The organism is Cypionkella sp. (genome assembly GCF_028290025.1).
Lineage (GTDB): Bacteria > Pseudomonadota > Alphaproteobacteria > Rhodobacterales > Rhodobacteraceae > Cypionkella.
Genome location: NZ_JAQGKQ010000070.1, coordinates 1 through 12928 on the forward strand (window position 1 = coordinate 1; position 12928 = coordinate 12928).

The following is a 12928-nucleotide window of genomic DNA, read 5'->3' on the forward strand; positions in this document are numbered from 1 at the left end:
GAAGTCCATATATATACATCAGACCTCGACTTCTTTCCGGTCTTTGAAGCTCTGCAAAGCACAAGCTGTAGAGGCCGCTTATTTTTTAGAGAAGGAAGAGTCTCGGATGAGCCTATTTCCTGCGCAGACTCGGCAGAGCCAATAAAGGTAAACTGGCTTCTCGAGGCATGTGGCATCGGATGGGGGCATGAAAACAGTGTATTTCCGCCCATCACCACCCCGAACTGCGACGCCGAACCTTTCTTCGTGGGGTTAAGCACACATGGTGGACCATTTGAGGTGCGCTTTGTTGAATCGACTAGTTCTATGGAGGTTAGCTATTTTGTTAACAGTGCATTGCAATGCGGAGTGACCAATTCCGCGCTGATTGTTTATGCGTTGGCAGAAAAATTTATGCTAACGCCGGGCAATGATTTATTCGGGAAAATCAGCGACTTGTTTGTGAGCGAACAGTCGAAGCTGCAAGGGCGAGCCACCTAGCTCGCCCCCAACCCCAACCCTCACCTATTCCGGCAGCCCGGTACGTTCAAATCGCGGCAGAAATACCCGCCGGCGCCGCCGATAACCGCGCCCGTCACCGCATTGCCGCCTGTCACGTCCGCGATCACAGCGCCGCCTGCTGCGCCCGCCAAGCCGCGCTCGGCATCGCTGTTCAAGCAGCCCGATAACCCAAACGCCGCGGCGCCGACGAGGATGTAAGATTTGATATTCATGCGAAACCTCCTATGAAACGGTTTTATGCACCCAAACGCTCCAACGCTGCATCCGTTCCGCACAGGCTCGCTGCCCCAGCGAAAACCCGCCCCTATTCCTTGCCATATTGCTGAATAATCCGTTGAACCAACTCATGCGGAGTTTCTGGCCGCACCGGTTCCGGCTCCGGCTCCAGCCGCACCATCTTCACGATATCGCCAAACTGCGGGCGCGTGGCCGACATGCCTTGCGCCGCGCGCCGATAGATCGCCATGGTTTCAGCACCTGCGATCACCCCGGCCAACCGCGCATGCATGTAGGTTTTCAGCACGTCATTGATGCGCCGCGCATGGCCCTTGCCCATCGACTTGAAGAATTTCAGCACGTCAGCCTCAAGGTCGAGCGTGATCTTATGCTTGGTCTGATGCGGCGTCTCGCGAGCGATCTCCTCCCAGGCGTGCGGAATCCGGCCCGCCGCACGGATGGTGTTGTGCAAATCCCACTCCAGCCGCTGCATCACGTCCATCATATAGGTGTGGTGCGAGCGTTGGCGCGGCGTCATCTTGGCGATATCGGTCATTTTGGTGCCTCCATTACCGCCGATTTTTAGCGGTGGAAGTTTAATTTTGCCCTGTTGCAGCGTATGGCCGAGAAATGGCCGCTTTCTGGCCGTTTGTTGGGTGGTTAACCTATTGTTAACTCTGGGGTGCTAAACCTTTGATATGAAAGCCCTTATCCTCATTCTGATCTTGTCCGCCTGCGGTGCCCAACCCGCTCCGGAATTCTTCAACGCCACCCGAGTGGACGTGATGAAGAACGCCCGCCAATACACTGTTTTCTATACAGAAAAACGAGTTGAGGTCATCCGTTTAGGCTATGCCAAAAAATCCGAGCGCGAAGACATCCGCGCCGACATGGAAGCCCTAATTCCGCAGGTAACTAACTGTAAAACAAGGGAAAATTCAATAGTAGGGGACTCCGGCGAAATCCGAGCCTCAATCACTTGCCCCCACGCTTGATAATCAACATCCAAAACGCATAACCCCCTGCAATCACAAACAAAATTCCCCATCCGGGCGAGTTATGATAGAACTCCACCAACCCCCATAAAATCGGCAAAATAGACGTAGCCCACCGCACCCAAGCCTTGTCAAAGAACGGATCATTCGGGTCTAAGATCTTCATAAGTCATACCTTTTTCCACGGCTACCAAGTCGCTTGCCCGACTCAGGTAACCCACCATAAGCTGCTCCAAAGGAGCCAGCCATGCCAGAAATCACAGCAAGCTTCCAAGGCCAAACAATTATCACCACCTTCGAAATGACCCCCGCCACCGCCCATGATTTGATGGAGAAATTGCGGGCCGCCTACGACGAATTTATCCGGCATCAACAAGGGTTTATCGGCGCTGGCCTGCACATGAATGATGCGATGACGCGGGTGTGCAACTACTCCAAATGGCAGCGCCGCGAGGACTATCAGGCGATGTTGCGCAGTCCGGAAATGCGCGAGAGGAACCGCGTGATCAATACGCTTTGCCGAGATTTTGAGCCGGTGATGTATGAAGTGGTCGCCGCGTTTTAGCATTAACTTCGTATCAACGTGTCTGTGCTAATCCTTCGCAGTGGAGGAAAAATGCACCCGGTTGATGAATACGCCCAGCTAAAACAGCAAATCCTTCGCCTGCAAGCCCGCGCGGAGCAGTTGCGCGACGGTTTTCTGCAGCCTCACGCGCGTTTGCGCAGCAATCAGGCAGAAATCACCGTGCGTATGCAACTGCGAAAGTTGTTTCTCAAAGATCGCCTGCCTGTCGAAATACTGCATAACCCGGCGTATTGGTAAGAACGCCTCAGTGCCGTCGTTACTCTGCAACTGTTTGAGAACGGCGTTGACGATCTCAAACTGACCGAGCCATTCGGCTCACTTCCGTCGCCGCGCCTTGCCACCCCGCATACCGGCGCGGCCGCCCGTGGATCGTCCTGATGTCTTCACCGCTTCTTCGACCGCTTCCTCTACCACCGACTGCCGCGCCAGTGGATCATCCGCAATCGTCAGTTCCACCGCCTCCAGCCGCCTTACCTCGTCGCGCATCCGTGCCGCTTCTTCAAACTCAAGGTTCTCAGCAGCTTTCCGCATCGCAAGTCGCAAAGCGTCCAGATGGCTGGCGAGGTTATTTCCAAGCATCGGCTTGCCGATCTTCGCTGTCACCCGCGCCTGATCTGTGTCGCCTTGGTAAATCCCGAGCAGCACATCTTCGACATTTTTCTTGATCGTCGTTGGTGTAATTCCATGCAGCGTATTGTAGGCAATCTGCTTGTCGCGTCGCCGCGTGGTCTCGCCAATCGCCCGCTCCATGCTGCCGGTGATCCGGTCGGCATACATGATCACCCGGCCGTCAGAGTTGCGCGCCGCACGGCCAATTGTCTGGATCAAAGAGGTTTCCGACCGTAGGAAGCCTTCCTTGTCGGCATCCAAAATCGCGACCAAACCACATTCCGGAATGTCCAAGCCTTCGCGCAACAGGTTGATGCCGACAAGCACGTCAAACGCACCCAGCCGCAAATCCCTAAGAATTTCAATGCGTTCAATAGTGTCGATATCCGAGTGCATGTAGCGGATGCGGATGCCTTGCTCGTGGAAATACTCTGTCAAATCCTCGGCCATCCGCTTGGTCAGAGTCGTCACCAACACCCGAAGGTCTAACGCCGCCACGCGTCTGATTTCGTCCAACAGATCGTCAACCTGCATATCCACTGGGCGAATTTCGATTTGTGGATCAACCAACCCCGTTGGCCGAATGACCTGTTCCACAAACACGCCACCGGATTGTTCGATCTCCCATGCCGCCGGGGTTGCCGACACAAACACAGTTTGAGGACGCATTGCGTCCCATTCCTCAAACTTCAGCGGGCGGTTGTCCATACAGGAAGGTAGGCGGAAACCGTGTTCCGCCAGTGTCATTTTACGCCGGAAGTCACCTTTGTACATACCACCAATTTGAGGCACCGAAACGTGGGATTCGTCTGCAAAAACAATGGCATTGTCTGGGATAAACTCAAACAATGTCGGCGGGGGCTCTCCTGGTGCGCGGCCCGTCAGATAGCGTGAATAATTCTCGATGCCGCTGCAAACTCCGGTGGCTTCCAGCATTTCGATATCGAACGAGGTACGCTGTTCCAGACGTTGTGCTTCCAACAACTTACCCTGTGACACCATCAAATCCAGCGTCTGCCGCAGCTCTTTTTTGATGCCGATCACCGCTTGGTTCATCGTTGGTCGCGGCGTGACATAGTGCGAGTTGGCGTAGATGCGGATTTGTTTGAAATTGTCGGTTTTAGCTCCGGTCAGTGGATCAAACTCGATGATCGCTTCTAGTTCTTCACCGAAAAACGAGAAGCGCCACGCACGATCTTCAAGGTGAGCGGGCCAAACTTCGACCGAATCGCCGCGCACCCGAAAGCATCCGCGCTGGAAAGCCTGATCGTTGCGCTTATACGCCTGCGCCACCAGTTCACCCAAAATCTGGCGCTGGTCGTAGCTTTGTCCGACCACCAGATCCTGCGTCATCGCCGAATAAGTTTCAACCGAGCCGATGCCGTAGATGCACGACACCGAAGCCACGATGATCACATCGTCACGTTCCAGCAGCGCACGAGTGGCCGAGTGGCGCATCCGGTCGATTTGCTCGTTTATCTGCGACTCCTTCTCGATGAAGGTATCTGTGCGGGCTACGTAGGCCTCTGGCTGATAATAGTCGTAGTAAGAAACGAAATACTCGACCGCGTTATCAGGGAAGAACCCCTTGAATTCACCGTATAATTGCGCAGCAAGTGTCTTGTTTGGCGCTAGAATAATTGCCGGGCGCTGGGTCTGCTCAATCACTTTGGCCATCGTGAAAGTCTTGCCAGTGCCCGTCGCACCCAACAAAACTTGGTCATGCTCGCCAGTCAAAACCCCGCGCGACAGTTCTGCGATCGCTGTCGGTTGATCGCCCGCAGGTTCAAACGGCGTCTTCAGAACGAACCGCCGCCCGCCTTCCAGCTTGGGGCGGGTCAGCACATCGGGGCGTTCGGTCAAAGCATTGATGTTGTTATGCGGCACGGTGATTCCCTTCAGCCCCTCAATCTATTCCGTTTTTGTTCACGGGGAAGGGCCAACAGAAGCTAAGCGATGTGAAAGCGACTGTTAACCTGTGTTTCGATAAAGTGAAGAAAAGTGGCTCAATTTTAACGAAAATGCCCAATAGGAACGCAATTAAAGGTTGTTTTGCGCTTTTTGCTGAGGCAATCTGAAGTGGCAAGCAGCAAACTTAGCTGTCGGTTGGTCGCACCACACCCACCCCACACCCCTCGCGACCAATCGGCAGCCCTTCCGGGCTTGCCTTTTCCCGCTCATTTCTGATAACCACGCAGCATTCAGGGAGTTTCATCATGCGTGCTCGCATCTATCAGCCCGCCAAGACGGCTATGCAGTCTGGCACCGCGAAAACAACCGACTGGACGCTGGAATTTTCGCCAGCATCGGCGCGTGAAATTGACCCGCTTATGGGCTGGGTTAGTTCTTCAGACACCCAAGCCCAAGTTCACCTGCGTTTTGACTCGCGCGAGGCGGCAGAGGCTTATGCGGTGGTGCATTCCATCGAGTATGACGCGATTGAGCCGCAAAAACGCAAACCTCTGATCCGTCAGCGCGGCTATGGCGAGAATTTTGCGACCGACCGCCGTGGCGTCTGGACACATTAGCCTGGGGGCAGACCACGCTTTGCCGCACTCTCGGGCCCTATCAAGCGATTTTACCGACACTTCATTCTTCTTTCAAAGAAAGGTTTTAACCATGCGTTATTCAACGCTTATTGCTTTGCCATTCACCCTATATGCTGGTCTTGCCTCGGCCGAGGCGACGCCGGAAGGCGCCGCAGCGCTGACGGCTACACTGCAAACTTACCTTGGCTCGACCGAAGGCGTCGTCACGGTGACGCCTGACGACGATTATTACGACGTCAGCCTAGATCTCGCACCGCTGATCGCCAAAGCTCCGTCAGAACTGAAATCCACTGTCAGTCCGATTGAGTTTACGCTCACAGACAACGGCGATGGCACGTGGGAAATGGAGCAAGATCAGGCGCTTGACTTCACTCTGCTGATGCCGGGTGCTGCCGATGTCTTGGTGAAAATTGGCAATATACAAAGCACGGGCACATTCGATGCTGCCCTGCAAACCTTCACCACATCTACCACCACAGCCACCGATATTGCGGTGACTGAAAAGATGATAGATCCGAATACCAAGAGCGAAACCAACGTCGCGTACAGCCTCGCCAGCATGAAATATGACAGCACTGCTACTGCGGGCGCTGCGGGTGGCGTGGACAGCACCGCAACTTATGAGGCCACCGGGCTATCTGAAACCATGACTATCCCGGACATGGGGATGCCGGTTACCCTGACCGCCGAAACTCAATCGGGCACTGCGGATTTTTCCGGCCTGCGCCCAGATGCCTTCTATAAACTGCTCGCCTTCGCGGTGGCAAATCCCGATCCGGCGGCGGCCGCGGCGCAGCAAGCCACACTTAAAGACATCATCAAAGACGGTTTGCCGCTGTTCGCGCATCTCGGCACCACCGGGCTTCTCAGCAATCTCAAAGTTGAGACACCAATGGGCACCGTCGGTCTGACCGATATGTCACTTGAGGTCGAGATGAACGGTCTGGTCGATGACGGCATGTTCCGCGAAGCGGCCACGATGAATGGCCTGACTTTGCCGGCTGGCTTGGTGCCGGAATGGGCGGCGCAACTGGTGCCAACCTCGTTGGCCTTCGATTTCAAAGCCTCGCGCTTCAATCTGGCGGCTCCGGTGGCGATTTTGCTCGATACCGTCGATCTGATCAACCCCGCACCAAATACGCCCGAGCAGGATCAGGCTTTGTTAGCGGCTTTGTTGCCTGATGGTGTGGTCGATATCACCCTTGCGCCGGGGAATGTTACTTCGCCGCTCTACACGGTGACTTATGAAGGCATGTTCAGCGCAGGGCCTGCCACGCCGATGCCGGTTGGTAAGGCCACGGTCACCGCGACCGGCCTGACGGCTGTAGAGCAAGCGCTTGCGGCCGGTCCACCCGAATTGACCGGGCAGATCACGCCGATGTTGAAAATGGCCGAAAGTATGGCAAAACCCGGCGAAAACGGTGCTTTGGTATGGGAGCTTGAGTCCACCGCAACGGGCGGCTTGCTTGTCAATGGCACCAATATGATGGGTGCTCAATGAGCGTAACTATCGCCAAGGAAAGCCCGCTTGGCGCGGATTTGGCGCTGCTGATGCAGCGCCATACCCAAGACATGCACGCTGACACGCCACCCGAAAGCATTCACATGATGGATGCCAGCGCTTTGGCGATCCCGGATGTGCAGTTCTTCGTGCTGCGTGAGGCGGGTAAACCCTTGGCGATGGGCGCTTTCAAGCGCATAGATGCTGCCCATGCCGAGATTAAATCCATGCACGTTCTGGCCGAGGCACGGGGCAGGGGCCTGTCCCGCGCCATGCTGGAGCATCTGCTCGCGCAAGCAAAAGCCGCAGGGTTCAGTCGTTTGTCGCTCGAAACGGGCGTGCAACCCACCTTCGTCGCCGCTCGCGCGCTTTATTCCAAAGCGGGCTTCACAAATTGCCCCCCGTTTGATGGCTACGCCTTGGACCCGAACTCAGTTTACATGACGCGCAGCCTTGCGTAACGCCGCATCCTGTCGCAAATAGTGATTCTGCGGCTCCGTAGCTCAACTGGATAGAGCACGGACCTTCTAAGTCTGGGGTTGAGGGTTCAAGTCCTTCCGGAGTCGCCACCAATTTTCGCAAACGCAGGGCAAAGCGCTCATGCTGCAAATGCAACCATCGGCGGTCGTGCGAACGGTTGGAACGTCATCGCAATCGCGAACGCCACCAACCCGAGGATCCGGCAAGTGATGCAAAGCCCGCCGTAGCTGCCCGCGGCGTCAAAGCCCCAGCCGCCCAGTGCCAGCCCGGTCGCCAACCGCAGACAGCCCGCCATCCCGATGGTGAGCCACCCGTCACCGTCGCCATCATCGGCGCGAAAAACATAGTGACAACCTGCCGCTTGTCCCAGCTTGATTAGATTGATATCAATATAAAATGACCCAACCAAGCCTGCCGATTCAAACCGTCCATCAAATCCGCGACCAATGCCTGTGCCTCGCTGCCCAACGCGCGGCGCGCAAATTGGCGCGGCGGTTTGATCGGGTGTTCGCGCCTTTGGGCCTGACCAATGGCCAGTTCTCTATGCTGGTGGCACTATCGGGTCAGTGGCAGCCGCGCTTGGGCGAACTTGCAGAGTTTCTCGCGATGGATGCCACCACTATGACGGCGGCTGCAAAAACTTTGGAAAAACGCGGGTTGTTGCGGCTTGACGCCGACGAAAAAGATGCGCGCGCCCGCCGTCCTGTGCTCTCCGAAGCGGGACACGCAGCAGTTGCTGATGCCGTTCCGCTATGGCAGCAAGAACACGCCAAACTTCATGCGGAAATGCCCGACACCGATGCCACAGCGCTTGCCCGAGTCCTGTCGCAACTCAGCTAACCGCTTACCGAAACTTCTTCCTCCGACGACTCAATCGGCAACTCGTTTGGCGGCTCGTAGGCTTCGCGCGTCCCCGATGGCAACAGCGTCTCAAACGCAGGTTTGCCCAATATCTCAGCGAATTTCAGAATGAGCTTCTGGTCCAGCGTTGCCGTCAACTCTCGCGCCCGCGCCACATAGGCGGCGTTTTCAAAGTTGGGGATTTTCGGATCGTAATGGTCCGCCATCGCCCGCATGATCTTTTGATCGGCCTCATGATAGACCTGCCGCATCGCTTCGGCCTGCTCGGGTGTCGCCCCCAAAGCCTCAAAAGCTGAGCGCCCCATGCGAATCGAACTGTCATAAGTCTCACGGATAATATCGCGGCAGCCAGCCGCCCACAGATCGTAAACGTGGTTCCGATCCACCGCCCGCGCGATCACATGCAGGTTCGGATAGGCCGCAGCCGCATGGCGCACCATCTCGGTGATCTGGTCGCGATCATCAATCGCAATCACCAACAGTTTCGCCTCGGCAATCCCGGCGGAATGCAGCATATCTGGCCGCGTCGCATCGCCAAAATAGGCTTTTACGCCAAACTTTGCCATCATCTCCAACTGCTTAGAGCTAAAGTCGATCACCGTAGTGTGATATCCCGCCGCCCGAAGCATACGATTGACGAGACCGCCAACCCGCCCGCAGCCCGCAATAATGATGTGGCTCGGGTCGGTGATCTCATCAGCCTTGCGCTGCATTGTGTCAGCAAAACGTGGTGCAATCACCTTGTCGTAGAAGATAAACAGCGCCGGCGTCAGCAGCATCGACAGCGCCACCACAAGCAACAACTTGTCGGCAATCTCAGGCGGCAAAACCGCCGACGAGACCATAAGCGAGATCAGCACAAAACCAAATTCGCCTGCCTGCGCCAGCCCAAGCCCGAACAACCACTTATCCGCCGCCGCCAGATTGAAAATGCGCCCCAGCACCAGCAAGACCAGCACTTTCACCACGATCAATCCAACCGTCAGCGCCAAAATCTGCCCGACATTGTCCCACAGCAGCAGAAAGTTAATCCCCGCCCCGACGGTCATAAAGAACAACCCGAGCAGCAAGGCTTTGAACGGGTTAATGTCCGACTCCAACTCGTGCCGATACTCGCTATTGGCGAGCACCACGCCCGCCAAGAACGTGCCCAAAGCGGGCGATAACCCGACCAGCGTCATCAGCAACGCAATGCCAACCACCATCATCAGCGCGGTCGCGGTAAACAGCTCATGCAACTGCGCTGAGGCCACAAACCGGAACACCGGCCGCGTCAAATAGCTGCCGCCCAGCACCACACCAATGATCGCTCCGATATTGACCAGCGCCACCTGCCAGCCATTCAAACCGCTGACCAAAGTATACGCCGCCGCATGATCCGTCACGCTGTGACCGCCCTGCAACTCTGGCAAAGCCAGCAGCGGGATCAGCGCCAACATTGGGATCACCGCAATATCTTGCGTCAAAAGCACCGCGAAAGTGGCTTGCCCGGCGTCGCTTTTCATCAGCCCCTTCTCGCCCAAAGTCTGCAAAACAATCGCGGTAGACGACAGCGCGAACACCAAGCCCACCGCCAATGCCACTGACCAAACTTGACCCAGCAGCATCGCCACGGCCATCACTGCGAGCACTGTCAGCACAACTTGCCCGCCGCCCAACCCCAACAACCGCGCCCGCATCGCCCACAAGGTTTCCGGCTCCAACTCCAGCCCGACCAGAAACAGCATCATCACCACGCCAAATTCGGCAAAGTGCTGGATTGACACCAGATCAACCTGAAAAACTGCCAGAACCGGGCTGATCAGGATGCCAGCAATCAGATAGCCGAGCACAGACCCAAGCCCAAGCCGCGCCGCAATCGGCACGGTGAGCACACCTGCAACCAGAAAAACGAAGGCTAACAACAGAAAATCGGTCATGCACTTATCCTTTGGGGGTGGCACGTTCTACGCGAAATCCGCCACCGCCAACAGTCGGTTTCTTCATAAAAATCGTGACCCCGCGCTAACGGAGCCACTTCATTGCCCATGCTTGGGCTTTTCTAAATCATCTGCCGCAAAAATCAGCGATCAGACCTCGGTCGGCGCGGGCGCTCCGCCCTCAAACCGATTGCCGTGCAGGTAATCGCAGGGCGCTTCCTGCATCTGCAAATGCAGCGCCGTGCCAGTGTAAGGGTGCGCCCGTGCGACATCCTCATCGAACTCAATCCCGAGCCCCGGACCCATCGGCGGCAGGATATAGCCATCCTCCCATTTCAAGCTGTGCTTGATCAGTTTCAGATGAAACTCGCCGCCAGTCTGGATCGTCTCAGCCATCAAGATATTCGGGATCGACACCGCGAAATGCACATTCGCCGCCCATTCAATCGGGCCTGCATAAAGATGCGGTGCCATCTCGGCATTATAAACCTCGGCCATCGCCGCGATTTTCTTCGCCTCCCAGATGCCGCCAACCCGACCAAGCGCAGGCTGCAAAATCCGCACTCCGCCATGCCGCAGCAGCGCGCCAAACTCGGCTTTGGTGGTCAAGCGTTCCCCAGTTGCAAGCGGCACCCGCACTGACCGCGCTACTTCGGCGAACTCCGCCAAATTATCCGGCGGGATCGGTTCCTCATACCAAAGCGGGTTATACGGCTCGATCGCCACCCCCAACCGGATCGCCCCCGGCGTGGTAAATTGCCCATGCGTGCCGAACAATAGATCGGCCTTATCGCCGACCGCCTCTCGGATTTTCTTACAAAATTCTACCGAGCGCGAAATATCCGACATCGCAGGCTCATGCCCGCCGCGAATGGTATAGGGGCCAGCCGGATCAAACTTAACGGCGGTGAAGCCCTGCTTCACACAGCGCGCCGCAGCTTCAGCCGCCATATCCGCATTCACCCAAAAATCCGCCGGAATTTCGCCCGGTTCAGGATAAAGATAGGTATACGAGCGCACCTTCTCATTCATCATCCCGCCGAGCAGCGCCCAAACCGGACGATCCCGCGCCTTGCCAAGAATATCCCAGCAAGCAATCTCCAGCCCCGAAAACGCCCCCATCACAGTAGGGTCTGGCCGCTGCGTAAAGCCCGAGGAATAGGCCCGGCGATACATCAACTCGATGTTTTCCGGGTTTTCCCCCAACATATGCCGCTCAAACACATCATGGATCACCGCATCCATCGCACGCGGGCCCACGGTCGAGGCATAGCACTCACCATAGCCGACAATGCCGTTGTCGGTGGTCAGCTTCACAAAGGTCCAATAGCGCCCGCCCCAACCGGGTGCAGGCGGTGCTACAGTGAAAATCTCAAGATCGCGCAGCTTCATAAGGCACCCCCAATTTTGAGGTAAGGCTACCTCAGGGTCGCTCCGCTTCGCGCGTCCCCGCGACAAAGAGTATCACAACCGCGACCATAATTGTCGCCGACAGCAGAAACGGCGCACCCGGCAGATGGATCGGAGCTGAGGCGCTGGTGAATATTCCGAATACCCAAGTCATCACCAAAGGCGAGATAATCATCGCCAACGCGTTCAGCGACGAATTTACCCCCTGCAACTCTCCCTGCTGATTTTCCGGCACCGCTCGAGACATCATCGCTTGCAAACTCGGCCCCGTCACCCCGCCCAAAGCCGCAATCGGCGTGAAGACCAAAGCCCAAAACCCAGAGGTCGCAATCCCGTAAAACCCGTATGACACCACCTCCAACCCCATGCCCATCGCCGCCGTGCGTCGCTCGCCAAAGCGCCGGATCATTGGGGCCACAAGCAATGCCTGCGTCAACGCCATGCACACCCCAAAAGCCGCCAAAGCAAAGCCGATCCACTGCGCGTTCCAGCCAAACGCCGCCTTGCTGTAATATGACCAGATCGCGGGCCAGACGTTAAACGTCACCGCATAAAGAAAGCTCACCAACAACAACCGCTTCAACCCCGGCAACCGCCTGATCGCCCGCAACGACGCCAAAGGGTTGGCCCGCGCCAACGAAAACCCACGCCGATTTGCCACAGACAAACTCTCTGGCATCACAAACCAGCCAAACACCAGATTGGCCAAAGCCAAACCCGCCGCCGCCCAAAACGGCGCGCGCACGTCCAGCCCCGCGAGCAACCCCCCAATCATCGGCCCCGCCACAAAGCCAATGCCAAAGCCCGCGCCAATCAGCCCAAACCGCTTCGCCCGCTCATCCGGGCTGGAAATATCCGCCACATAAGCATTCGCCGTCGCATGGGTAGCCGCCGCAACCCCGGCGATGATCCGGGCCACCAACAGCAACCAAACCGTATGTGCCACGGCCATGACAACATAATCCAGCGCCATCACCGCCAAAGACACCAACAGCACCGGCCTGCGCCCAAACCGATCCGACAAATTGCCCACCAACGGCCCACACAAAAACTGCATCACCGCGAACGACGCCGCCAAAATCCCGCCCCAAAGTGCAGCCTCGCTAAGGCCGGAATGTGTAACCTGCTCCATCAGATCGGGCATCACCGGAAAGATCAGCCCAATGCCAATCGCATCCAACGCGACCGTAAACAGAATGAACAGCAAACTTAAGTTAGCACGCGCAAACATGAAGACCTCGTTAAAGCCAAGCCGCCGACATACCGCATATTCCAAACTATTTGATTAAAATTTGCTTTCG

At 56.6% G+C, this 12928-nt stretch carries 15 protein-coding genes and 1 tRNA gene; 9 read left to right on the top strand and 7 right to left on the bottom strand.

The window, feature by feature from the left end; translation table 11 throughout:
- Positions 1–480, top strand: a 480-nt coding sequence (locus tag JWS10_RS11635) for a hypothetical protein (protein WP_299507554.1), incomplete at its 5' end; no start/stop codon positions are given.
- 20 nt (positions 481–500) lie between these two features.
- Here the strand turns inward: JWS10_RS11635 and JWS10_RS11640 are convergent.
- A complete protein-coding gene (locus JWS10_RS11640; RefSeq protein WP_299507557.1) occupies positions 501–713 on the bottom strand; it encodes a hypothetical protein in 213 nt (70 codons plus the stop codon).
- A gap of 92 nt (positions 714–805) precedes the next feature.
- On the bottom strand, positions 806–1273 hold the full coding sequence (locus JWS10_RS11645) for a BrnA antitoxin family protein (RefSeq protein WP_299507558.1): 468 nt from the start codon (positions 1271–1273) through the stop codon (positions 806–808).
- A gap of 142 nt (positions 1274–1415) precedes the next feature.
- Between JWS10_RS11645 and JWS10_RS11650 the strand changes: the two genes are divergently transcribed.
- The 3 genes from JWS10_RS11650 to JWS10_RS11660 all read left to right on the top strand — a co-directional run bounded on the left by JWS10_RS11650 (position 1416) and on the right by JWS10_RS11660 (position 2535).
- Positions 1416–1712: a hypothetical protein gene (locus JWS10_RS11650; protein WP_299507560.1), complete on the top strand. Its 297-nt coding sequence runs from the start codon at positions 1416–1418 to the stop codon at positions 1710–1712.
- A gap of 247 nt (positions 1713–1959) precedes the next feature.
- On the top strand, positions 1960–2277 hold the full coding sequence (locus tag JWS10_RS11655; protein WP_299507562.1) for an antibiotic biosynthesis monooxygenase: 318 nt from the start codon (positions 1960–1962) through the stop codon (positions 2275–2277).
- A 51-nt stretch (positions 2278–2328) separates the two neighbouring features.
- Entirely contained in the window at positions 2329–2535 is a 207-nt protein-coding gene (locus JWS10_RS11660; protein ID WP_299507565.1) for a hypothetical protein, read from the top strand.
- 78 nt (positions 2536–2613) lie between these two features.
- Here JWS10_RS11660 and uvrB read toward each other — a convergent pair whose 3' ends face one another.
- Positions 2614–4794, bottom strand: coding sequence for an excinuclease ABC subunit UvrB (uvrB, locus tag JWS10_RS11665; protein WP_299478397.1), 2181 nt, complete (start codon positions 4792–4794; stop codon positions 2614–2616).
- A 329-nt stretch (positions 4795–5123) separates the two neighbouring features.
- Between uvrB and JWS10_RS11670 the strand changes: the two genes are divergently transcribed.
- The 4 genes from JWS10_RS11670 (at position 5124) to JWS10_RS11685 (ending at position 7526) form a co-directional block, all read left to right on the top strand.
- Complete coding sequence (locus tag JWS10_RS11670) at positions 5124–5435, top strand: ETC complex I subunit (RefSeq protein ID WP_299507567.1); 312 nt, start codon at positions 5124–5126, stop codon at positions 5433–5435.
- Between the two features lie 91 nt (positions 5436–5526).
- Complete coding sequence (locus JWS10_RS11675; protein WP_299478391.1) at positions 5527–6957, top strand: hypothetical protein; 1431 nt, start codon at positions 5527–5529, stop codon at positions 6955–6957.
- 50 nt (positions 6958–7007) lie between these two features.
- Positions 7008–7418, top strand: coding sequence for a GNAT family N-acetyltransferase (locus JWS10_RS11680; protein WP_299507581.1), 411 nt, complete (start codon positions 7008–7010; stop codon positions 7416–7418).
- A 31-nt stretch (positions 7419–7449) separates the two neighbouring features.
- Positions 7450–7526, top strand: a tRNA-Arg gene (locus JWS10_RS11685).
- A 29-nt stretch (positions 7527–7555) separates the two neighbouring features.
- Here the strand turns inward: JWS10_RS11685 and JWS10_RS11690 are convergent.
- A complete protein-coding gene (locus JWS10_RS11690) occupies positions 7556–7846 on the bottom strand; it encodes a hypothetical protein (protein WP_299507569.1) in 291 nt (96 codons plus the stop codon).
- Between JWS10_RS11690 and JWS10_RS11695 the strand changes: the two genes are divergently transcribed.
- The gene (locus tag JWS10_RS11695; protein ID WP_299507572.1) at positions 7834–8277 is read left to right on the top strand and encodes a MarR family winged helix-turn-helix transcriptional regulator; all 444 of its coding nucleotides are present in this window, start codon (positions 7834–7836) and stop codon (positions 8275–8277) included. The two genes, JWS10_RS11690 and JWS10_RS11695, sit on opposite strands and share 13 nt — an antisense overlap.
- Here the strand turns inward: JWS10_RS11695 and JWS10_RS11700 are convergent.
- From JWS10_RS11700 to JWS10_RS11710, 3 genes are all read right to left on the bottom strand, one after another.
- Positions 8274–10217 (bottom strand): cation:proton antiporter, encoded by a 1944-nt coding sequence (locus tag JWS10_RS11700; RefSeq protein ID WP_299507574.1) that lies wholly within the window; start codon positions 10215–10217, stop codon positions 8274–8276. The genes JWS10_RS11695 and JWS10_RS11700 overlap by 4 nt on opposite strands.
- A gap of 150 nt (positions 10218–10367) precedes the next feature.
- On the bottom strand, positions 10368–11609 hold the full coding sequence (locus tag JWS10_RS11705; protein ID WP_299507577.1) for a mandelate racemase/muconate lactonizing enzyme family protein: 1242 nt from the start codon (positions 11607–11609) through the stop codon (positions 10368–10370).
- 31 nt (positions 11610–11640) lie between these two features.
- Positions 11641–12858, bottom strand: coding sequence for a TCR/Tet family MFS transporter (locus tag JWS10_RS11710; protein WP_299507579.1), 1218 nt, complete (start codon positions 12856–12858; stop codon positions 11641–11643).
- Positions 12859–12928: the final 70 nt, after the last annotated feature.

What these genes read in the sequence shown, in the direction of transcription:
- JWS10_RS11640 (WP_299507557.1), bottom strand. Translation starts at nt 713, where the DNA reads ATGAATATCAAATCTTACATCCTCGTCGGCGCCGCGGCGTTTGGGTTA.
- JWS10_RS11645 (WP_299507558.1), bottom strand. Translation starts at nt 1,273, where the DNA reads ATGACCGATATCGCCAAGATGACGCCGCGCCAACGCTCGCACCACACC.
- JWS10_RS11650 (WP_299507560.1), top strand. Translation starts at nt 1,416, where the DNA reads ATGAAAGCCCTTATCCTCATTCTGATCTTGTCCGCCTGCGGTGCCCAA.
- JWS10_RS11655 (WP_299507562.1), top strand. Translation starts at nt 1,960, where the DNA reads ATGCCAGAAATCACAGCAAGCTTCCAAGGCCAAACAATTATCACCACC.
- JWS10_RS11660 (WP_299507565.1), top strand. Translation starts at nt 2,329, where the DNA reads ATGCACCCGGTTGATGAATACGCCCAGCTAAAACAGCAAATCCTTCGC.
- JWS10_RS11670 (WP_299507567.1), top strand. Translation starts at nt 5,124, where the DNA reads ATGCGTGCTCGCATCTATCAGCCCGCCAAGACGGCTATGCAGTCTGGC.
- JWS10_RS11675 (WP_299478391.1), top strand. Translation starts at nt 5,527, where the DNA reads ATGCGTTATTCAACGCTTATTGCTTTGCCATTCACCCTATATGCTGGT.
- JWS10_RS11680 (WP_299507581.1), top strand. Translation starts at nt 7,008, where the DNA reads ATGCAGCGCCATACCCAAGACATGCACGCTGACACGCCACCCGAAAGC.
- JWS10_RS11695 (WP_299507572.1), top strand. Translation starts at nt 7,834, where the DNA reads ATGACCCAACCAAGCCTGCCGATTCAAACCGTCCATCAAATCCGCGAC.
- JWS10_RS11700 (WP_299507574.1), bottom strand. Translation starts at nt 10,217, where the DNA reads ATGACCGATTTTCTGTTGTTAGCCTTCGTTTTTCTGGTTGCAGGTGTG.
- JWS10_RS11705 (WP_299507577.1), bottom strand. Translation starts at nt 11,609, where the DNA reads ATGAAGCTGCGCGATCTTGAGATTTTCACTGTAGCACCGCCTGCACCC.
- JWS10_RS11710 (WP_299507579.1), bottom strand. Translation starts at nt 12,858, where the DNA reads ATGTTTGCGCGTGCTAACTTAAGTTTGCTGTTCATTCTGTTTACGGTC.